The 21,532-nt window shown below is 46.3% G+C and carries 17 protein-coding genes; 13 read left to right on the plus strand and 4 right to left on the minus strand.

The genetic code is table 11. The annotated features are described in order from the left end of the window. The first annotated feature begins 2 nt into the window (after window positions 1-2). Both QEP07_RS00505 and QEP07_RS00510 read left to right on the plus strand, forming a co-directional pair. Complete coding sequence (locus QEP07_RS00505) at window positions 3-1,376, plus strand: RagB/SusD family nutrient uptake outer membrane protein (RefSeq protein ID WP_285008033.1); 1,374 nt, start codon at window positions 3-5, stop codon at window positions 1,374-1,376. A gap of 29 nt (window positions 1,377-1,405) precedes the next feature. Then, window positions 1,406-2,623: a thioredoxin family protein gene (locus QEP07_RS00510; RefSeq protein WP_285008034.1), complete on the plus strand. Its 1,218-nt coding sequence runs from the start codon at window positions 1,406-1,408 to the stop codon at window positions 2,621-2,623. Between the two features lie 95 nt (window positions 2,624-2,718). Here QEP07_RS00510 and QEP07_RS00515 read toward each other — a convergent pair whose 3' ends face one another. Together QEP07_RS00515 and QEP07_RS00520 are read right to left on the minus strand one after the other, a co-directional pair. Then, window positions 2,719-3,876, minus strand: coding sequence for a zinc-dependent alcohol dehydrogenase (locus QEP07_RS00515; protein WP_285008035.1), 1,158 nt, complete (start codon window positions 3,874-3,876; stop codon window positions 2,719-2,721). A 125-nt stretch (window positions 3,877-4,001) separates the two neighbouring features. Further along, window positions 4,002-4,463 carry an Lrp/AsnC family transcriptional regulator gene (locus QEP07_RS00520; RefSeq protein ID WP_285008036.1) on the minus strand — a complete coding sequence of 154 codons (462 nt, stop codon included), beginning with the start codon at window positions 4,461-4,463 and terminating at the stop codon, window positions 4,002-4,004. Window positions 4,464-4,642: 179 nt separating this feature from the next. Here QEP07_RS00520 and QEP07_RS00525 point away from each other — a divergent pair, with 179 nt between their 5' ends. The 5 genes from QEP07_RS00525 to QEP07_RS00545 all read left to right on the plus strand — a co-directional run bounded on the left by QEP07_RS00525 (window position 4,643) and on the right by QEP07_RS00545 (window position 10,975). Continuing rightward, entirely contained in the window at window positions 4,643-5,635 is a 993-nt protein-coding gene (locus QEP07_RS00525) for a DUF1852 domain-containing protein (RefSeq protein ID WP_285008037.1), read from the plus strand. A gap of 26 nt (window positions 5,636-5,661) precedes the next feature. Then, window positions 5,662-6,693 (plus strand): methionine synthase, encoded by a 1,032-nt coding sequence (locus QEP07_RS00530; protein WP_285008038.1) that lies wholly within the window; start codon window positions 5,662-5,664, stop codon window positions 6,691-6,693. 17 nt (window positions 6,694-6,710) lie between these two features. Continuing rightward, complete coding sequence (locus QEP07_RS00535) at window positions 6,711-7,712, plus strand: bile acid:sodium symporter family protein (RefSeq protein ID WP_285008039.1); 1,002 nt, start codon at window positions 6,711-6,713, stop codon at window positions 7,710-7,712. 11 nt (window positions 7,713-7,723) lie between these two features. Continuing rightward, entirely contained in the window at window positions 7,724-8,806 is a 1,083-nt protein-coding gene (locus tag QEP07_RS00540; protein WP_285008040.1) for an alkene reductase, read from the plus strand. Between the two features lie 99 nt (window positions 8,807-8,905). Continuing rightward, complete coding sequence (locus QEP07_RS00545) at window positions 8,906-10,975, plus strand: glycosyl hydrolase 115 family protein (protein ID WP_285008041.1); 2,070 nt, start codon at window positions 8,906-8,908, stop codon at window positions 10,973-10,975. On the opposite strand, the gene QEP07_RS00550 is transcribed toward QEP07_RS00545, so the two are convergent. Further along, on the minus strand, window positions 10,976-12,724 hold the full coding sequence (locus QEP07_RS00550; protein WP_285008042.1) for an APC family permease: 1,749 nt from the start codon (window positions 12,722-12,724) through the stop codon (window positions 10,976-10,978). It lies immediately after the preceding gene. 206 nt (window positions 12,725-12,930) lie between these two features. Here QEP07_RS00550 and QEP07_RS00555 point away from each other — a divergent pair, with 206 nt between their 5' ends. The 3 genes from QEP07_RS00555 to QEP07_RS00565 all read left to right on the plus strand — a co-directional run bounded on the left by QEP07_RS00555 (window position 12,931) and on the right by QEP07_RS00565 (window position 17,011). Beyond that, window positions 12,931-14,001, plus strand: a complete 1,071-nt coding sequence (locus QEP07_RS00555) for a mechanosensitive ion channel family protein (protein WP_285008043.1) — start codon at window positions 12,931-12,933, stop codon at window positions 13,999-14,001. A 105-nt stretch (window positions 14,002-14,106) separates the two neighbouring features. After that, a complete protein-coding gene (locus QEP07_RS00560) occupies window positions 14,107-14,586 on the plus strand; it encodes a DUF305 domain-containing protein (protein WP_285008044.1) in 480 nt (159 codons plus the stop codon). 220 nt (window positions 14,587-14,806) lie between these two features. Further along, complete coding sequence (locus tag QEP07_RS00565) at window positions 14,807-17,011, plus strand: bifunctional alpha,alpha-trehalose-phosphate synthase (UDP-forming)/trehalose-phosphatase (RefSeq protein ID WP_285008045.1); 2,205 nt, start codon at window positions 14,807-14,809, stop codon at window positions 17,009-17,011. A 19-nt stretch (window positions 17,012-17,030) separates the two neighbouring features. On the opposite strand, the gene QEP07_RS00570 is transcribed toward QEP07_RS00565, so the two are convergent. Beyond that, window positions 17,031-18,275 (minus strand): cation:proton antiporter, encoded by a 1,245-nt coding sequence (locus QEP07_RS00570; RefSeq protein WP_285008046.1) that lies wholly within the window; start codon window positions 18,273-18,275, stop codon window positions 17,031-17,033. A gap of 63 nt (window positions 18,276-18,338) precedes the next feature. Here QEP07_RS00570 and QEP07_RS00575 point away from each other — a divergent pair, with 63 nt between their 5' ends. The 3 genes from QEP07_RS00575 to QEP07_RS00585 all read left to right on the plus strand — a co-directional run bounded on the left by QEP07_RS00575 (window position 18,339) and on the right by QEP07_RS00585 (window position 21,509). Continuing rightward, window positions 18,339-19,049: a PRC-barrel domain-containing protein gene (locus QEP07_RS00575; RefSeq protein ID WP_285008047.1), complete on the plus strand. Its 711-nt coding sequence runs from the start codon at window positions 18,339-18,341 to the stop codon at window positions 19,047-19,049. 690 nt (window positions 19,050-19,739) lie between these two features. After that, window positions 19,740-21,071 (plus strand): hypothetical protein, encoded by a 1,332-nt coding sequence (locus tag QEP07_RS00580; RefSeq protein WP_285008048.1) that lies wholly within the window; start codon window positions 19,740-19,742, stop codon window positions 21,069-21,071. A gap of 51 nt (window positions 21,072-21,122) precedes the next feature. Then, window positions 21,123-21,509 (plus strand): helix-turn-helix domain-containing protein, encoded by a 387-nt coding sequence (locus QEP07_RS00585; RefSeq protein WP_285008049.1) that lies wholly within the window; start codon window positions 21,123-21,125, stop codon window positions 21,507-21,509. Window positions 21,510-21,532: the final 23 nt, after the last annotated feature.

Consider the following 21,532-nt stretch of genomic DNA (forward strand, 5'->3'; position numbering starts at 1 on the left):
TGATGAACATGCGATACCACCGATATACCACCCTGGCTGTGATCCTGGTCTTAATAGGCATCACCTTTGCCTCCTGTGATAAATACCTGGATGTTACCCCGAAAGGCTACACGCTGCTGCAAACGGTTGCAGATTATGATCAGTGGCTCAATGATCCTGCTATAGCCATTAATATACCTACGCAGCTGGATATTCTGGGAGACAATGCAGATATTCCCGCCATACCAACGCCTGCGTCAACCGTAACTGAACTGATCTATACATGGGGAGAGCAGTTCTCGTCCGACCTGAACTTGTCGCCAGTCTTCTGGGGAGCCCACTACAGTAATATCAATAAATACAATACCGTGCTCGAGGGAGTTGATCAGGCGACTGGCGGGACTGAGCAGCAGAAAAGCAGCCTTAAAGCGGAAGCGCTTTTGGGACGGGCTTTTGAATACCTTTACCTCATAAACGAATATGGACAGCCTTATGACGCGGCGACTGCTGCTCAGGATCCGGGAGTACCATTTGTGGCCTCCCATCAGGTTACCCAAACGGTGCCCTCACGGGGTACAGTTGAACAAGTCTATGAGCGTATCATCACAGATATCAATGCCGCTTTGCCGTCACTGCCGGCGCAAAATACACAGAACCGGTTCCGCCCTGACGTTGCTGCTGCCTATAGCGTACTGGCGCGGGTATACCTGTACAAGCGGGACTATGCAAATGCAAAGCTAAATGCTGAGCTTGCTTTGCAGCGTACCGGTGCTACGATGCTGGATTATAACGCCCTCCCTGCAAACGAGCCAAAAAATACGGCAATTACCGTTAAGGCAGATGTCATTTACGGTAGAAGCGCAGTGGCCATCCCTATGCCGACACTCGAGTTCCTCAACACTTATGATCGCCAGGACCAGCGGTTTAAATGGTTCAGGACCACCGACGGCTATAAGGCCAGGGGCAACACGTTGTTTGCAGCTTTTATCAGTTTCCCTTTTTTTACAAATACCAACTACGGTACCAGTGTGCAGGAAATGAAACTGATTATTGCCGAAGCGGCGGCGAGGAATAATGACCTCGCTACGGCATTGCAGCAATTAAATGAGATACGTCTCAAGCGTTTTCCCGCCTCTGTCTACCAGCCCCTGCAATCAGCAGATGCGGCTATCGTTTTAGGCTGGGTACTGCGTGAGCGAACCTTTGAGTTTCCGTTTCACGGCCTCCGCTGGTTCGATATGCGCAGACTTGACAAGGAGGGGCGCATGCCCGCGGTATCACGCTATGACGCAAAAGGAAACATAGTTGCGACCCTGCAGCCTCATAGTCCGAGGTATACATTGCAAATTCCTGTACAAGTACTCAGGTTTAACCCGGATATGAAGCAAAATCCCTAATTACCGATGACCATTAAACACAATATTTTATGAAAAAAATATTCTTATTATGCATACTGCTGCCTATCATAGGTTTAGCCCAGGAAAAGGGTGTTCAATTTGAACACGGACTTTCCTGGCAGCAGGTAAAAGATAAAGCAAAAAAAGAAAATAAATACCTTTTTGTAGACTGTTATACCACCTGGTGTGCCCCCTGCAAGCAAATGGCTACCGAAGTTTTTACGCAGGAGAAGGTTGGCGATTTTTTAAACAAGAACTTTGTGAATGTCAAAATACAGTTCGACAAGACCAAAAGCGACAGCGAAGAGATAAAAAGCTGGTATTCTGATGCTCAGGCAATCAACGATGAGTTTAAAATCACAGCCTATCCAACCTTTTTAATCTTTTCTCCGGAAGGGGAACTGGTGCACCGCATCGTGGGTGGGGGCAAGGCAGATGATTTTATCGCATGGGTAAAAGTTGCGCTCGACCCGGAAACGCAGTATTACACTTTGCTTAAGCAAAATGGTTCTGCCTCTGGCAATCCTCAGCGTTTGAAGAAGCTTGCATTGGCTGCGGAGATCGCAAAGGACGAACAAAATGCGATCAGATTTGCGGATGATTATTTGGCTACCCAAAGCGGTCTTTTTACCATGGACAACCTGGAGTTCGTTACAAGGTTCATCAAAAACACTGATAGCAAGGGGTTTAAGCTGGTATTGGGCAATCGCGAAAAAGTTGATGCTGTGCTTGGAAAGGGAAAAGCGAACGAAATCCTAAGTGGCGTTATAGTCAGGGAACGCATTAACCCGGCTTTTCAAAACCTCGCGATAGATATTGATTCGCTGATTGCGGTCACAAAAGCAAAATACCCTGAGGTTGACATCACTAAGCCGGCAGATATGATAAGAATCCTGTTTTTCCAGGTAAACAAAAACTGGGATCGGTTCCAGCCGGCGCTCATGGCTTATATGGACAAGTATGGAGATGAGTTGATCCCTAATGCCTTAAACTATTTTGCCAGGACAGTGTTTGAAAACTGCAAGGATCCGGATTGTATTGCTGCGGCTATGGCCTGGAGTAAACGGAGTGTAGAGAACACACAGAGCAAAGAACCCGCTTACCTGGATACTTATGCCAGCCTGCTGTATAAGTTAGGCAATAAACAAGAGGCGATTCTGATGCAGCAACGAGCGGTCGACCTCGTTTCAGGCGAAAACAAAACGGGTTACCAGGCTACGCTCGACAGGATGTTAAAAGGTCAATAAAGTTATTTTAGGTCTAAAAGGGATACCTGATCACGGTATCCCCTTCAAGTTGTCGTAAAGTGCCTAATGCGCCAAAAGCGGAGCTATCTGAAGGATCAGGGTTTAAGGACAACTTTAACACAGTCGTCCTTTTTCTCATCAAATATCTTGTAGCCGTGGGACACCTCGCTCAACGGCAAGGTATGGGTGATGATATCGTCTAAGACGACCTTATGTTCTTTCACCAGTTCGATCAGCGTATCGATATGATTAAGCACCGGTGCCTGACCTTGTTTGATGGTGATGCCTTTGTCAAATATCCTGAACAGCGGGAAGTTATCGTACGGGCTGCCATAAACACCCAGAATGGACACGGTCCCCATGCGCCTTACGGCCTGGAAACACATGTCCAGTACTTTCATACTGCCTTTTTCGAAATTAACGGTCGCTTTTACTTTGTCAAGGAAGCTGCGTTCGGGTTCAAATCCAACGGCATCGATACAAACATCGGCCCCTCTTCCACCGGTCATCTCGCGTATGGCTTCAACAACGTCTGTTTTATTTGGGTTCAGCACATCCACGTTGTTGACTGCCCTGGCTTTTTCCAGGCGGTAATCCAGCGGGTCAATGGCAATTACCCTGCTTGCACCGTGCAGCCACGCAGCTTTTTGCGCCATAAGCCCTACGGGGCCGGAGCCAAAGATTGCCACTACTTCTCCGCCTTTCATCTGTGCCCAGTCCACGCCCGACCATCCTGTGGGGAAAATATCAGTCAGAAAAAGGGCTTGTTCATCAGTAAGATGCTCGGGAATGATCCTCGGGCTGACATCTCCGTAGGGTACTCTCACGTATTCTGCCTGGCCGCCGGAGTAGCCGCCATAAAGATCGGTATAACCAAAAAGGGCTGCGCCTTTTTGATCCATCATATCCCCATTGGGCCCGTAATGTTTATAATTGGAGTTCTCGCATGCCGGGGACGCTCCGTGGTTGCAGAAAAAACACTGACCGCAGGCAATCGGGAATGGGACAATAACCCGGTCGCCTTTTTTCAGGTTCCTGACCTCAGCGCCAACCTCTTCCACAATGCCCATGAATTCATGACCCATAACCATGTCTTCAGTCTGTGGTACGGCCCCGCTCAGGATGTGCAGGTCTGAACCGCAAATGGCCGTGGAGGTAACGCGTAATATGATGTCGGTGGCCAGTTCAATTCTGGGGTCTTCTACGGTCGTATAACTGATATCGCCTGGCTTATGGAATACTGCTGCTTTCATAGATGTTCAATAGTTAGATTAACAAGAACAACATCTTTTCTGGCAAACAGTTTTGTTTAGTTGATAAGAATATTAAAGTTCAGCAGTCACATTACTTGCCTTTTGCGACGACAACAGACTGCCGGTCAAAAACTGATATTATGGGTGTTTTTGATCTCTGACATTACAAAAGTACTGTGCGTACTGCCGATGCTTTCTACCGAGCCTAACTTATTGAACACAAAGTCCTGGTAATGCTTCATGTCCTTGGCATACACTTTCAGGAAGAAATCATAGTCGCCGGAAATATTATAACATTCTACCACTTCCTCGATATCCATAATAGCAGTTACAAAGTGGTGGCCAATTTTCTTATCGTGCTGTTTGAGCTTGATGTTACAGAAAACGATAAATCCCTGATTGAATTTTTCCGCATCCAGTATCGCGATATACTTCTTAATATAACCGCCGGTTTCCAGCCGTTTCATCCTTTCAAAAACCGGGGAAGGTGAAAGATTGACCATCGCCGCCAGTTCTCTATTGGTGTGTTTTGCATTATTGGCCACTATTTTAAGCAGCATTAAATCAATCTCGTCGAGTTCGCTCATGGAATAATCTCCTTTTTATCGTACAAAAATAGTAAATCTTACGTATAAAAAACTGAGATATAATCAAAACTAAGACAAAACTTCCGAATATAATGAATTACTACGTTTTAAATTCTTCAAATATACCTTTGTAGAAGTTTAAAAGATGGAATAAACAAAGGAAATATATAGAAGAGACCATGAATACCGTCAAAACAGATTTTACATTCACGCTAAAGAGCACGTGCTTAGATGAAAATTATTACCCCGCAAGTCAAACGCGTCTGACAACCAATTTTGCAAACCTGGCCAGAGGAGATAATCGCCAACAAAACTTACGTAATGCCTTGAATATGATTAACAATCGTTTCAATGCACTGGCTCATTTGGATAATCCAAAAGGTGATCGTTACCTGGTAGAATTGGAGATCATCACAGTAAGGATGAGTATTGATGATAAAAACGGCATTAACGATCTGCCGATGATTGAAGTTTTAAAAACGAATATTTTTGACCGTAAGACTAACCAGCATATAGAAGGTATTGCAGGAAATAATTTTTCTTCTTATGTGCGTGATTACGATTTCAGTGTTTTATTGATCGAGCACAATAAAGATAAATCTGGTTTTACTGTTCCTGAAAATTTTGGTGATCTGCACGGCAAGCTCTATAAGTGCTTTGTGAATTCAGACACTTATAAAGCGCATTTTAAGATGTCGCCGATCATTTGTCTAAGTGTATCGAGCAACAAAACGTATACGCGCACGGAGTATCAGCATCCGGTCCTGGGTTTTGAGTATGTGCAGGATCAGTATTCTCTCACTGACGAATATTTCTCTAAAATGGGCTTAAAAGTCCGTTTTTTCATGCCTGCGAACAGTGTGGCACCAATGGCTTTTTATCATTCCGGAGATCTGCTTGCTGATTATACTGATCTTGGACTGATCAGCTCAATCAGCACGATGGAGACTTTCCAGAAGATTTATCGGCCTGAAATTTATAATGCAAATTCAGTGGCTGGGAAAATCTATCAGCCTAGTCTTAAACACGAAGATTATTCATTGACCCGCGTGGTTTATGACCGGGAAGAACGCAGCCGATTGGCTGTTGAACAGGGCAAATATGCTGAAGTGCATTTCATTAAGCCTTACAAAAGTCTATTAGAGCAGTGGTCTGCCAATTTTGCGCTTTAATTATCACAACACCTAAAGATTATTATATGAAGAAATTATTATTACCCACCTCAATTGTTGGAAGTTTACCTAAACCTGCCTGGCTTGCACCACCCGAAAAACTATGGTCACCCTGGAAATTAGAAGGCGATCAGTTATTGGAAGGGAAACAAGACGCATTGCGCATCGCTTTGCAGGAGCAACAATTCGCAGATTTAGATATTGTTTGCGATGGTGAGCAAACACGCCAACATTTCGTAACCACTTTCATCGAGCATTTAAGCGGTGTAGATTTTGAAAATCGTAGAACAGTAAGGATCCGTGACCGTTATGACGCGAGTGTGCCTGTGGTTGTGGGTGAGGTTGCACGTCAAAAAGCAGTTTTTGTTGAAGATGCCAAATTTTTACGTAAACAAACCGATAAGCCTATCAAATGGGCATTACCTGGACCGCTTACCATGGTAGATACGTTGTACGATGATCATTACAAAAGTCGGGAAAAATTGGCCTGGGAATTTGCGAAAGCACTTAACGAAGAAGCAAGAGAACTGCAAGATGCCGGAGTAGATATTATCCAGTTTGATGAACCTGCATTTAATGTGTTCTTCGATGAAGTTAACGATTGGGGAATGGCAACATTAGAAAGGGCCATTGAAGGTTTACACTGCGAAACTGCAGTGCATATTTGCTACGGCTATGGAATACAGGCTAATAATGACTGGAAAAAGACACTGGGTTCAGAATGGCGCCAATACGAAGAAATTTTCCCTAAAATTCAAAAATCTAAAATTGATGTGGTATCATTAGAGTGCCACAACTCAAATGTGCCTTTAGATTTAATGGAACTGGTACGTGGCAAAAAAGTAATGGTCGGCGCTATTGATGTGGCCACCAGCACGATCGAAACACCTGAGGAAGTAGCCGATACCTTACGTAGAACGCTGGAGTTTGTGGACATCGAAAATCTTTACCCTAGTACAAACTGTGGTATGGCTCCGTTATCACGAAGCGTGGCCAGAGGTAAGCTAAGTGCTTTAAGCGCGGGAGCAGAGATTATACGCAAAGAAAATGCGAGTTAAGAATATATTGAATTACATTGAAGAAGTTACTAGAAATATTAGGCAGAGCAGGTCTCGACGGTTTCCTGTTAATGATAGGCATCATGATTTTGCTTGCCTATTTTTTGCCCCAGCCAGGTATGGTCAAAGAACCTGTTTCGCTCGAGCAGATTGCGGGTGCAGGCGTGTCGTTGATTTTCTTCTTCTATGGCCTGCGGCTGAGTGTTGAGAAGCTGAAAGCCGGGCTTGCCAACTGGAAAATGCACATCGTTGTTCAGTTGACCACCTTTTTGTTTTTCCCGCTCCTGGTTTTGGCATCTCGTCCCTTGTTTGTTGGCACCGACTTCGAGTTGCTTTGGCTGGGCGTGTTTTTTCTGGCAGCTTTACCATCCACAGTTTCCTCTTCGGTGGTCATGGTATCCATCGCCAGGGGCAATATTCCCGCAGCCATTTTCAACGCGAGCATTTCAAGTTTGATCGGAGTAGTGGTTACCCCGCTTTGGGTCGGACTGTTCATCGCTTCTGCAACAGGCGATTTTGATGTCACTGATATCGTCGCAAAGTTGATTCTCCAGGTCTTGTTGCCCGTTATTATCGGCATCAGCCTCAACTCCCGTTTTGGCGCCATTGCCGAAAAATATAAGAAACAACTAAAATATTTTGATCAGGCAATTATCCTCAGCATCATCTACACGTCGTTTTGCAAGTCGTTCTCCGAACATCTTTTTGAAGGCTTCAGCACCCCAGAACTTGCCGTGCTCGCCGCAGGGATGATGGTCTTGTTTTTTGCCGTATTCCTTTGTGTCTGGCTACTCAGTCGCTTGTTTGGCTTTTCAGATGAAGATCGTATTACCGTCTTATTTTGCGGATCTAAGAAGTCATTGGTGCACGGTACCGTCATGTCAAAAATACTCTTTCAGCACAGTACCATTACCGGCATCATATTGCTGCCACTCATGCTTTACCATGCCTTGCAATTGATCGCCGCCAGCATTATCGCTAAAGCTATGGCACGACGAAAAGAAATTCTTAATACTTGATCGAAGTTAATATGAAACTGCTAGAAAAAATACAGTTAGGCGATGTCAGCCTGAAAAATAGAATGGCAATGGCAGCGATGACCAGAGGCCGCGCAGACATCAATGGCTTAGTGGGTGATATGACCATAGAATATTATACCCAAAGGGCAGGTGCAGGTCTGATTTTTACCGAAGCGATCAGGATCAGCGAGGACGCTACCGGCAGTCCGCGCACTCCGGGTATTTTTACAGGTCAACAAATAGCAGCATGGAAGAAGGTTACAGCTGCGGTACATGATAAAGGCGGTGTTATTATAGCCCAGCTTTGGCACACCGGCCGCGTGGGGCATTCTATAGACAGGAACGGTAAGCTCCCTTTTGCGCCATCACCCTTGCCTGTCCGGGGAATGCAGCATTTTACTTCTCAGGGTCTGAAAGATTATGAGATTCCCAGGAAAATGACGGTCCCCGAGATCAGTCAGACCATAAAGGACTACGGCCAGGCCGCAAAAAATGCCTTGGCCGCCGGATTCGACGGCGTTGCGCTTCACGCTGCCAACGGCTATTTGCCCAATCAGTTCTTAGCCGAAAGTGCCAACCAAAGGACGGATGATTATGGCGGCAGCATCCCTAAGAGAGCCCGCTTTGTACTGGGGGTGATGCAGGAATTGATCCGTGCAGTGGGAAGTGAAAAGGTGGGGATTAAAATATCTCCTTACCATTCCTATGGCGACATGATACTGGATGACCCTGCCGCTACTTATACCTACCTGATCGAAAAACTGAACGAAATGGATTTTGCCTATGTGGAACTCATGAGGCGCAGCCCTTATTTCCCTTCGCCGGAACATAATGCTGCTGACAACGAGATAGAATTCTTTGGCAGGAAGATTCGCCAGACCGTTATTGCCAATGCAGGGTATGACAAAGCTTCTGCCGAAGCAGAACTTGAAAAAGGTATTGCAAAACTTATTTCCTTTGGTAAGCTATACATCGCAAACCCCGACCTGCCTGAGCGGTTCAAAAAAAGTGCCGCCCTTAGTGAGCCGAACAGGGCAACCATGTATGGGGGCGGGAAACTTGGTTATACGGATTATCCATTCCTGGATCAATAAAAATACTACCTTTTAATCAAATTATTATCATAGACTTTCTATACAGTAAAGGGCAGGATTGAATGCTTATATTGCGGAACCTTTAAATATGAATGCATCATGATCATACGGTTTTTGTGTAGGTGGAGCGTTTTAGGCTGCCTTTTACTATGCTCAGCTCCCGGATTTGCCGGTGACATCGTACTGGACGCTAAGGTTGTCATCTTTGCAGATACCGCGTCAGAAACACCAATCAACATCGCTTTGAAAGCGCTTCGGAGGGACTTGAAAAGAGTGTTGAATGCTGAGGCCGACATTCGGCCGCTTGCCGCATTGGCCGGTTCCGGTATGCGGAAAGGTACGTGTATTGTCATAAGAAATACAGCCGGCAAGGTTTCCGGTCTCAGCGGATGGGAAGCGCATCGGATACGCGTTGTGCGGGCGAACAATAATGATCAGGTTTTGCTGGAAGGCGCCGATACAAGAGGTACTATATACGCGATTTACAGCTTCTCGGAAAAAGTGCTGGGCGTACCTCCGTTATGGTATTTCTGTGACTGGAAACCGGAAGTTAAAAGAGAGATCAAAATTAAACCTGATTTTCAGTACCAGACAGGGGCGCCTTCGGTAAAGTACAGGGCCTGGTTTCCAAATGATCAGGACTTGTTTCAGCCATGGCGAAGGCTTTCTCCAGAAAATGATGAGTTGTGGCTGGAAACTATGCTGCGACTAAAATTGAATACTGTGGAGTGGTTTGACAACGAGCGGGACTACGCAAAGCCATACAGCATATCAAGGACTACCAAATTGATCAATGATTATGGGTTCACAAATACGACACACCATCATAGCCCTTTAAATGCCTCTTTTGCCGGGTGGCAGAACTATTGGGAAAAAGTAAGGCAAATGAAGGTTCCGGAGCTATCTCTCAGCAATCAGGCTCAGTTGGAAGAATTCTGGAAGTACAATGTGGAAAGCATCGTGAAGAACAAGATAGATATGTTATGGGTACTGGGTTTTCGGGGCAGTGGCGACCATCCCTTCTGGTATACCTTCAAAGATGCACCTGAGTCTATGCAGGAACGCGGAGCGATCATATCGAAGATGATGGAGCGACAGCGCGAAATTGTTCTTGAAGTAACTAAAGACCCTAAAGCACCTTTCCGGACAATTTTCTACGACGAACTTTCGGACCTGCTTGCAAAAAACTATATAACCCCGCCTGCAGACACAGGTTTTATCTGGACGTATGTGGCTGCACGGCGCGATCATTTTCCAAACCTGGACATGCAGCAACTCGACGATAAGGGGAACCTCCGGCTGGGTTATTATTTCAATTATCAGTTTACCTCCACAGGCAGTCATCTTGCAGCCGCGGAAGGCCCCTGGAAAATGGAACATAATTACCGTTACGTAGCCGGAAAAAGCAACAAGCCAGTTGCTTTCTCGGTCGTGAATGCTGGCAATCTCCGGGAACACCTAATGGAGCTATCTGCAAATGCTGCCATGATGTGGGATTTCGAAAAGTACAGCAGTGACCGGTTTGTACTGGATTTCTGCAAAACCTATTTCGGCAGCAGGTACGCAAAGGATATTGCCGGCCTCTACAAAAAATATTACCATAGTTACTGGCAGCAAAGGAAATCAGATATTCCCGGATTTGAGCGACAGTATATTTTTCAGGATCTGCGTTACGGCCGGGCGCTCAAAGATCTTGCGGCCGCCTACCTTAAACCCTTTCAGGCCAACCCGCTGGTCGACATTTCAGCGGAGCAGGTGAAGAACAGGACTTTCAATATCGTTCCCGGCGACAATGACGCCAATACCGTACTCGAGGCATTGTTAAAAGGCGTTAGCAAATCAGCAAATGATTTCCTTCAGGTTGGCAAGGAAAGTGACCGCATAGCCGCTTCCCTTCCAAATGAACAGCGTGTCTTTTTTGCAGATAACCTGCAGCAGCGTGCATGGTTTATGCATCATCTTAACAGGACGCTGCTGGAGTTGGCCCTAGGTTACCAGAAAAACCAGACATCAGAAAGGAACGCGCATGTGCGGAAGGCGATCGCTGAGTTACGTTTGGCAGAAAGCGCTTTAAAAAAAACAGATCAGGGCATCTTTCAAAATTGGTATAGCAATGACCGGGTGTTCGGCTTTAAAAACATCTTTAATAAATTGAATGCGTTGCTTTAGTCATATAATGAGCCTGACGCCGCCCAGTTCGGAAACGTGGTATGGAAATTTATTTCCCGGAGCACCGATAAACATAAAGTTTTTCGGGATGTCCCATTTTTTAGAGAGGTGGTCGATCATTTCCGGGCCAAACTTTCCCTGAATTTCAACGAAGTCAATATCGATGTCGGGGTAAGCACGGTCCAGCACTTTAATATCTTGTTTCAGGTGGTCGTTGTTGCTGTCCTCATTGGCGATGTGAACGATTTTCAGGCGTTTGGTCGATTCATTTTCTTCTACGTAGATCATCACCCGGTTGAGCACGGCCACATTATCTCCGCGGGTAAAGAAAACGAATTCCTGGGCGTGCAGTTTGACCAAAAACCTGTAAGGGCGAATCAGGTTAATGGCTATTTTTTTCAAAGGGTCGTCTACCCTGTTGATGACATAGAGCAGCCACCTGACGATGCGGGCCCGGTTCAGCATAATCAGCAGGAATAACATGGCCGGGACCAGGTATTTGATAAAGACATAAAAGGAGTGCTGGTTAAGGCGCATGTTCCCTAAAAAAGCGATGATAATGAAACTAATGGCGATGACCACCGACCATACCGGTGCACGTTCGGTTCTCGGCAGTTTGTGCCGTTTTACCTTGAGCATTAGATTTCCAATGCCGAATAAGCCCATGACGGTTAAAAAAGAAAAGGTGTAAACACCTGCAAGGCTGAGCAGGTCGCCTTTTGTAACAAGAAGTACCGATACGCATAGGACAAAAAATCCGATAATGATCCTGTAATTAGCACCCCGGCTGTTTTCTTTCAGGAAATAGTTGGGCAGAATCCTGTCAAGGGTAATCCGTTTGGCTAGTCCGGTCACGCCCACATAGGAGGTTAAAACCGCGCCGCTGAGTACCAGAACAGCGTCGATTGAAATCACCATCGATAACCATCTTCCCCCTGCCGTAAATCCCAGAAAGGACAACAGGGATTCCCTGTGGCTGTTAATTTCCATCATAGGCAGCACGGCCAGGGCCAGCAGTGCAATCGTCGGATTAAAAAAGCTGACTACACGCCACATGTTGCGCAGGGTTTTAGGAAATACACCGATTTTCTGCTCTTCCACAAAGTTGGCTGAACTTTCGAATCCGGAGATTCCCAGCATAGCTGCAGAAAAACCGAGTAACAATGCTGTCATGATTCCCCCGGGGCCAACAGGAAACTGCCAGTTTTGGGCAAACGTGGTTGTGCCGTGTTCCAGTACAAACCAAGCGCAAAGGATAACAAGCAGACTGAGCGAAATCAGGTGGATAATAAATATCGTAACCGCAACGATCGAAGACTCGCCTATGCCTGTAATGGCCAGTGCCATAAAACAGGCCAGGAGTACCACCGTAGCAGGTATGAGGGGAACAGCGTGAATGATGGTATGAAGGTAGTGCATAGCTTCGTATGCAGATATTACGGCTGTTGCCATGTAAGACAGGATAGTAAGACAGGCAGCAAATGCAGCAGTTCTTTTTGAGGCAGTGTTTAAAAGTACATTGTAGGCCCCGCCATTAAGTGGAAGCGCGCCGACGACCTCACCATAAATCTTTCTGAATAGAAAAAGGACTACCGCTACCGCCAGCAGGGATATCCAGGCGTATTGTCCGGCATAGCCGATGGTTAGTGCCGATACGTACAGACAGGAAGAACTGATATCATTTCCGCATATAGCTGTTGCCTGGAGTTCATTAAGCTTATGGATGTTGCTTTGATCTTTACTCATCATATCCGTTTTAAATCTAACAGAAATGTCATCAAATCGTTTTTATTGGCCGCTTTTGCTATCGATGGGCTATTTTGCGCATCAGGCTAAGGCATCTTTAGGAAGCCGAATTAAGCTGCGCTATATCCTGGAGCAACTACGGCAAATATGCTTCCACGCCCCGACGTCACCTGTAGCTTCCTGCAATTTTTCATTATAAACTGCAATCTATGAATCAACTATCAGAACAACTAATTTTAGGCAATACAATTTATCAGTGGGCAATTGCTATTGCGATAATTGCCGGGATGATCCTGGCCATTAAACTGTTTAAAACCATGGTGCTCCGCCGTATCAAGAGATGGACGGCAGGAACAAATAACAGTTGGGACGATTTTGCAGTGGCCATGGTTGAGTCATCTCTTGTGCCGTTGTTCTATGTCAGTGCTTTTTATTTCAGTTTAAGAACGCTGTCGCTTCACCCAAAAGTAGGTCAGATCATTCACATTGCTTTTCTAGCCGTTTTTACCTTTTTTGTGCTCAGGGTGATCAGTGCGGCGTTTAGAAAATTTATTTATTCATTTATACGGCGTGAAGAACATAGTGGGGAGAAGGAGAAACAGGCTGGCGGGCTGATCGCCATTGTGAATATACTTATATGGTTAATCGGTATTATCTTTTTTATCGATAACCTTGGTTACAATGTTACAACCCTGATCGCCGGACTGGGTGTTGGCGGTATCGCCATTGCGCTGGCAGCGCAAACCGTACTTGGCGACCTTTTCAGCTATTTTGTGATCTTCTTTGACCGGCCGTTTGAGATCGGGGACTTTGTCGTTGTGGGCGACAAGAACGGTATCGTAGAGTATATTGGTATCAAGACGACCCGCATACGGACCTTAAGCGGTGAACAGCTTGTGTGTTCCAATACAGATTTAACCAACTCCAGATTACACAATTTTAAAAGGATGGAGCGAAGGAGAATCGTTTTTACCCTAGGGCTTACCTATCAGACGAGCAGTGCACAGCTTGAAGAAGTTCCCGAATTAGTCAGGCAAATCATCACCACCCGGCCCAAGCTCCAGTTTGACCGCGGCCATTTTTCCGGATATGGAGATTTCAGCTTAAATTTTGAGTTTGTCTACTATGTCCTTGATCCAGATTACAATGTCTACATGGATAACCAGCAGGCGGTATACCTGGACATCTTTAAGACTTTTGAACAGCGAGGCATTGAGTTCGCGTATCCAACACAGACACTGTTTATGGGGCAACAGGCTGGTCAGGCCGCAGACAGGTAAATACAAGTTTTGCAAACCTTTTTGTTCCGGAGGCAGTTCAATAATCAGTGAACTTGTTTCCTTGAACAAATTGCTATCCCGTTTTTTAACTTAAACCCATTAGTTATGGAAAACCAAAATAGCGGCTCGAAAATGACTGCATCAAACTACCCGAAGCTAGCTGTGATGATGCTCATATCCTTCTGCCTGATGTATGCGATCATGTTTTTAAATGTTGATCAGAAAGAACATATTTATTTGAGTCTGACGCGGCTGTATATGTCCCTGCTGATGGTCATGCCCATGGCCGTGATGATGCTGCTGATGATGCCTGCAATGTACCCTAATAAGGCCGCCAACACTATTGTCATAGGCACATGCAGCGTGTTGTTTGTGCTTTCTCTGATTTGTCTGCGCACACAGTTCCCGGTAAATGACCGTCAATACATGAAGGCGATGATTCCGCATCACTCTTCAGCGATCCTTACCAGCAAGCATGCGCGCATACAGGATCCAAGGGTTCGGGAACTTGCCGACAGCATTATCCGATCACAGGAGCGGGAGATCGCAGAAATGAAGGCGCTGTTGAAAACGCTTGAGCCGTAATTCGCGTAGGAAACCTCTGCCACAGTATCTATAGAACTGTTTTTCAATGGCGAGTTTAACCACGAGAAAAAAAGCAGTTAAATTTTATTTCATACATTTGTAGCTCTTTCGCTGATCAAGCGATTTATTTGCCGTCTCCTTTTGCGGAGACTTCCAGGCAGCTTCGCATAACCGGTACTATCCCCGGACAAGCGGATTCACGTATTTAAGCCAATGAATTATGCAGAAAAGATTGCTCATAGTTTCTAACCGATTGCCCCTTACCATTGAAAAGAAGGATCATATATATCAGCCCCGTCAGTCTTCCGGTGGACTTATATCAGCGGTCGATGCTTATCTGAACGGTGAGGGGGAGGAAGTGTTTTCAGAGCGCTTATGGGCCGGGGTGCCCGGGGTTAGCAGCGAAGTGTGGGATGTGGTCGACGCCAGGCAAAGCGATTATCATTATTTGCCAGTCTTTCCCGGGGAGGAAGAATATGAACAATATTACAATGGTTTCAGTAATTCATTGCTCTGGCCGCTTTTTCATTACTTCCCTTCCTTTGCAGAGTACGAGCCAGCTTCCTTCGATGCCTACATGGCGGTTAATAAGTCTTTCTGCAGAGCGCTATGTGCAGAGATCAGGCCTGGCGACGTTGTATGGATCCATGATTATCATTTACTTCCGCTGGCCGGTATGCTCAGGGAAAAACGCCCTGATCTTACCATCGGGTTGTTTCTGCATATTCCTTTTCCGTCTTATGAACTGTTCAGGGTGATTCCGAAGCGCTGGCAGAAGGCCTTGCTGGAAGGTATGCTGGGAGCGGATCTTATTGGTTTTCACACCGCGGAATATGTTGCCCATTTCCTCAAAACCGTAGACATGTCCCTGAAAATCACGCATGATGATCAGTATATACAGTGGGGAACCCGGCAAGTGCAGGTAGATGCTTTTCCGGTCAGCATCGATTTTGACCTTTTCAACGAAGCTTTTGATCATCCCGGGGTAGAGTCTCTCCGGCAAAAGTATCAGCAGATGAAGGGTAAAAAGAAAATGATCTTCTCCGTTGACCGGCTTGATTATACCAAAGGGATTTATAACCGGCTTATTGCCTTTGAGCGTTTTTTGCTTAGATATCCTGAATACAAAGGAAATATTGTTTTTGTGCTGGTTATGGTTCCCTCTCGGGATACCATTATGAAGTACAATGAAAAGAAGAAAATGATTGATGAGTTTATTGGTAATCTGAACAGTACAGTCGGAAGCATTTCATGGCAGCCAGTCATCTATCAATATGACCATCTCGATTTCAACGAGCTGGTAGCGTTGTATACCACCTGCGACCTGGCACTAATCACCCCGCTACGGGATGGCATGAATCTGGTGGCCAAAGAATTTGTCGCGAGCCGTAAGGACGAGAAGGGTGTACTTGTACTGAGCGAAATGGCCGGAGCTGCTGCTGAACTTAAAGAGGCGCTGCTGATTAATCCGAACGATGCCGATGAACTTGCAGAAACAATTGCAGACGGCCTTGGGATGGCTGAAGAAGACCAGCGCGCACGTATACGTAGCATGCGTAAGTTAATTCGGCAATACGATGTGAATGCCTGGGCTATTGATTTCTTTGGTGAGCTGGACCAAATCAAAGCCTTGCAGTTGAAGTTTGAGGTGAAGTTTCTGGATAACTTTGCAAAGGCAGCCATGATTGATGCTTACAAGTCAAGTGCGCGTCGACTCTTTTTGCTGGATTATGACGGGACATTGGTGAATTTTTCTAAAGATCCGTCAAAGGCTTCGCCGGGAAAAGAGCTATTGCAACTTTTGGAAAAACTGTGTTCGTTCCCGGAGAATGATGTCTATGTGATCAGCGGCAGAGACAGTGTCACCCTAGACAAGTGGTTAGGTCACTTGCCCATCGGATTAATCGCCGAGCACGGTGCTAAAAATAAGCCCTTGGGCGGCAAGTGGTCAAACGAGGCACTTGCAGAATCAACTGCATGGAAGGAAAAGATTGAAGACATCATGCAGCATTATGTGTTCAGGAGTCCGGATTCTTTTATTGAAAGGAAAGATTTTTCCCTGGCCTGGCATTACAGGAATGCCGACCCTTTTCTGGCCAGCAGAAGGGCAAAGGATCTCCACGAAGAACTGGTAGAGTATACTGTGCAGATGCCGCTTGATGTACTTAATGGCCACAAGGTGATAGAAGTTAGGAACAAGGGCATTAATAAGGGGCTTGCGGCAGCGCGCTTGATAGATTCTGCTGACTATGATTTTATTTTGTGTATCGGCGACGATCAGACCGATGAGGATATGTTTAAAATTCTGGCGAAAAATTCCGCGGCTTACACGGTTAAAGTAGGTCACCAGGCTTCTTTTGCTGCCTACAACCTGTACACGCCTTTCCTGGTTTTTTCCTTGCTGGATTCGATTGCCGGAATGTAAGTGTCTGCCTCCATTGCGGCTATTCCGGAAGAGGTTCGCGGGGGAGCTGAACTTTCAGGTGGTTCATTACCCTGGTTGCTGTTAACCCGTGCATGATAATCGACAAGAGCATCGTGAAAGTTACCACCGCCCAGAGTTCGTCTGACTTCTGGAAGGCGACTTCATGCAAGGCAAAGGCCAGATAAAAGATTGAGCCCATGCCCCGGATGCCGAAAAAACAAATGGCAAGTCTTTCCTTCCAGTGCATCTGCGTGCCGGTGAGTGCAAGATAGGCAGTGAGGGGGCGGATTACCAACAGAAACATCAAGGCATAGACCACAGTGCTGGTGTTCAGTGGCTCAAGGATGCCCGATACCAACGATCCCCCGAAAAGGATGAGCAGTAGCCCAAGTAGCAGGCGTTCCATCTGGTCGGTAAAAGAATGCAGCTCCTGGTGATAATCATGGTTCTTTTCCGCGTGACGCAAGGTTATGCCGCAAATAAACACAGCAATGAAGCCATAGCCGTGTAAGAGTTCGGTAAGCCCATAGGTAAACAGCACCAGGGCAATCGCAACGAAACCGTCGGTAGGCTTAAGCAACCGGTGTTTTTTTGATACGGTGAATACCAGGTACGCTGCTAATTTTCCACATAGCCAGCCAAGTAGAAAGCCTGCAGCGATCTTATAAAGCACGTAGTAGGATGCCCATTTTATCAGGGTCTCCGTGCCGAGCCCCGCGGTTGCAGCAAGGATTGCCAGCCAAGTGAAAGGAAAGGCCATGCCATCGTTCAAGCCGGCTTCACTGGTGAGTGCAAACTTGGTTTCCGACTTTACTTTTTCGTTCGGCGGGCCTACCTGTACATCGCTGGCCAGTACTGGATCGGTGGGCGACAATACCGCGGCCAGCAGGATTGCGGCGGGCAGCGAAACCTGTAAGATACTTAGTCCAAGGAAGGTGCAGGCGAGCACGCATAATATCATTGCGATGAACACCAGGCGCAGCGGTGAGGCCCAGCGGCGAAAAGAAAAACTCCGGTCAATTTTTATTCCCGTGCCCATGAGGGAAATGATCACAATCAGTTCACTCAGGTGCAGGGTTAGGTTGTTATTGGATTGAGGCAATGGCGAGGGGAGATAGTCTCCGGCAGTAAGATATACCAGGGCACCAATAGCTACGTAAATTAAAGAATAAGAAATGCCTGTGCGTTTGGCTATTGCAGGCATAAAAGCCATACCCAGGCTGGCCAGGCCTGCGATGAGCATTACGGCGAGATATTTATCCATCGGCTAATTTAAAAATTAACAACAATCCACGTACTGATATGTTCTATATCAAAAAAATGAATCATGCATAGATATATGAGTGAGCTCATCGGCTGCCCACTTAGGGCAACTGATGGGGAAATTGGAAAAGTGAAGGATGTTTACTTTGACGATTATTCCTGGACGGTGCGCTACCTGGTGGTGGAAACGGGAAACTGGCTGTTCGAGCGTAAAGTGCTTATTTCGCCCTATGATGCTGGTGTACGCGTTGACCCCGACAGCCAAACGCTGCCCGTAGAGCTGACCAGAGACCAGGTTAAACGCAGCCCGGATGTTGATACGGAACTTCCCGTTTCACGTCAGCAGGAAAGCAACCTGTTTGATTACTATTCCTGGCCATCTTTTGGCCGTGCCGGTATGGGGTATCCTACTACGGGTATGCTCAAAGCTGCGACTGACTTTAAAGAAAAAATGGAAGGTGAAAAGGAGTTCGACCCGCATCTGCGCAGTTTCCGGCATGTGGGCCAGTATGAAATTCACAACGACCGCGGCCGTCTGGGATTGGTAAAAGATCTGACCATAGCCCTGGACGACTGGTCTATTCCGCGCCTTCTGATTGATGATGTTTTTACTTCAGATCAGGAACGGGTCATTATACCGACCAGCAGTATTCTCAAAATCGACTGGAGTTCTTACCAGATAATGACCTCCTTAAGTCAGGAAGACCTTGATCGGGCACCGCGGATCAATTCACCTGGATTTTGGTCTGAAGAAAGTAAGCCCCTGGGCCGCTAACGGATATTTTGTTCCGTTTTAAAGGCGTAAAAGTTCGGTTCTCATTGCCAATAATCGGAAAATAAGTAGGTAATAAGTAGAATATAAGTAGGGGGTTGGTATATGGTTGGTATATCCTTGGTATATCGTTGACATATCCTTGATATATCCAATTGATATAGTAAGGATATGTCAAGTATAGTTCAACCATATATTGATTATCCAGTTATTATCTATTTATATTCTAAAGAATATCGACTTATTGATAAGGATACCCAGAGGATGTACAAGCATATTTCTATCAGGTAGGGTGAGGTCTGCAAGATGGCATAAATTTAGTGCGAATTCTTAAAAAGCATATGAAAAACATTGTATACGTTATAGCCCTCTCAGCAACTATGTTGGCCAGTTCGTGTTATAGTTGCCGAACCGCAGGAAACAGTGGAAAGGTGCCTCCTGGGCAAGCAAAGAAAGGAACAGGATCTAAGTCGGCGAAGCCATTCGCTCCCGGCCAGCAAAAGAGAAACTAGGAGTGATAGATAAACCATGTCTACTGATTTGCCTGTGGCATTGTGGATTAAATTTCATGTCTTGCTGACACCATCATGTGCGGACTGAAGCACAATAGCGACTGGTCCTGGGTGCCGGTGACCTTGTATCAGCGATTCTGTAATAAAATCCGTAGATTAGGGTTAACACAAACACGGAAGTATGAAACCACTTATGATTTGCCTTGGAGGGCTGGCATTTGTCGCCACTTTTTTTGACGATTTGCCTTTAGTAGTGACAAAGCCTCCGGTAACGGCAATAGCAACCAACGATTTTTTAAACAGTATTGGCGCTAATTCAGCGATAGCCAGCCGAGGCGAGCGGTTGGCAAAAACCGTTGAGATCTTAAGGTATACAGGGATACGGTGGATCCGTTCAGGGTATGAAGGTGATGTGAAGATAGAAGACTATCTGAGTCTGCACAAGCAAGCTGGTACAATGTTCAGTTACGGTCTTATGAGCGGCGGAAATGATATTCCGCGGCTGTTAAACGACGGTAAAAAGCTTGCTGCAGCCGGGGCGCTGCTGGCCTTTGAGGGTGCCAATGAACCCAATAACTGGGGCATTACCTATAAGGGTGAAAAGGGCGGCAGTACGCTTAGCTGGCTGCCGGTAGCCAAGTTACAGCGCGACCTTTATGCTGAAGTCAAAAAGGATCCCGACCTGAAAGGCTACCCGGTGTGGAGCATCAGCGAAAACGGGGCGCAGACCGACAATGTGGGTCTCCAGTACCTGCAGATTCCTGAAGGCGCAGGTACGACGATGCCCGAAGGCACCATATATGCCGACTTCGCCAATTCTCACAATTATACGATCCATTCCTCCAACCCGAGGCTTGCCGACAATCAGGCTTGGAATGCCGCTGATCCAAGTCATTTGTGCCCGGTTGACGGCTTGTATGGTAATTACGGCAACACTTGGGCTAAAAAATTTAAAGGCTATTCAGAAGAGCAGCTCATGCGGATGCCCAGGGTAACCACGGAAACGGGCACCACCCTAAGCGAGTATGTAACGGAGGAGCAGCAAGCCAGATTATTTTTGAACCTGTATCTGGCACAGTTTGCCCGCGGCTGGTCGTATACTGCGCTGTATTTACTGCGCGACCGCTCCGATGAGGCTGGCAATCAGAGCTTCGGCTTTTACAAGCCGGATTATACGCCGCGGAGGGCGGCACTTTATATGCATAATTTCACGACGATTCTGGCCGATAAACCCGTGTCAAGAAAAACATCGTCGTTAACTTATTCAATCGCTGATCAGCCAAACACCGTTCACGATCTGTTATTGCAGAACAGCAATGGAAAGTTCCAACTTGTGGTTTGGGGGGAGCGTGTGAGCGGCAGCGATGAGGTAACCGTGAGTTTGGGAAACAAGGTGCGCTCTATTCAAGTGTATGATCCTACGCTTGGGATTAATCCAACGCAAACGCTGAGGAACACGAGGTCGATAAAGCTGGCGCTTTCAGATCACCCGTTGATTTTGGAAATTGGTTGAGGTAGCGGCATGCGAGGAAAAGCATTTTCAAATTGGTATCTTAATCACAAGATGACTTATTATCAAACAGAGTTTATACGGATCCGGCAATTGGTTTATCCGAACCAACAGCAGCTGGATGGGGTGATTGGGTTGAAGCGATTTATGGACAGCAACTTTGATCAGGACCTGAATTTAGATGCGCTGGCTGAGGCCGGGTTTGTCAGTAAGTTTCATTTGCTTCGGTTATTTAAAAGATATTATGGGCAAACGCCGATGCAGTATTTGACCGGTATAAGGATTGAGCGAGCGAAAGAGCTTTTAAAGTCGGGTATGCCGGTTACCCAGACCTGTTTTGCGGTGGGCTTTGAAAGCCCTGCGTCTTTTTCTACCCTGTTTAAAAGGCGGGTCGGACAAACTCCTCTTGCCTATCAAAAAAGCAATTTTCGAAAAGTTTAGTCCGCCAGGATTGCTCAGCTTTG

Source organism: Pedobacter faecalis (assembly GCF_030182585.1).
Classification (GTDB): domain Bacteria; phylum Bacteroidota; class Bacteroidia; order Sphingobacteriales; family Sphingobacteriaceae; genus Pedobacter; species Pedobacter faecalis.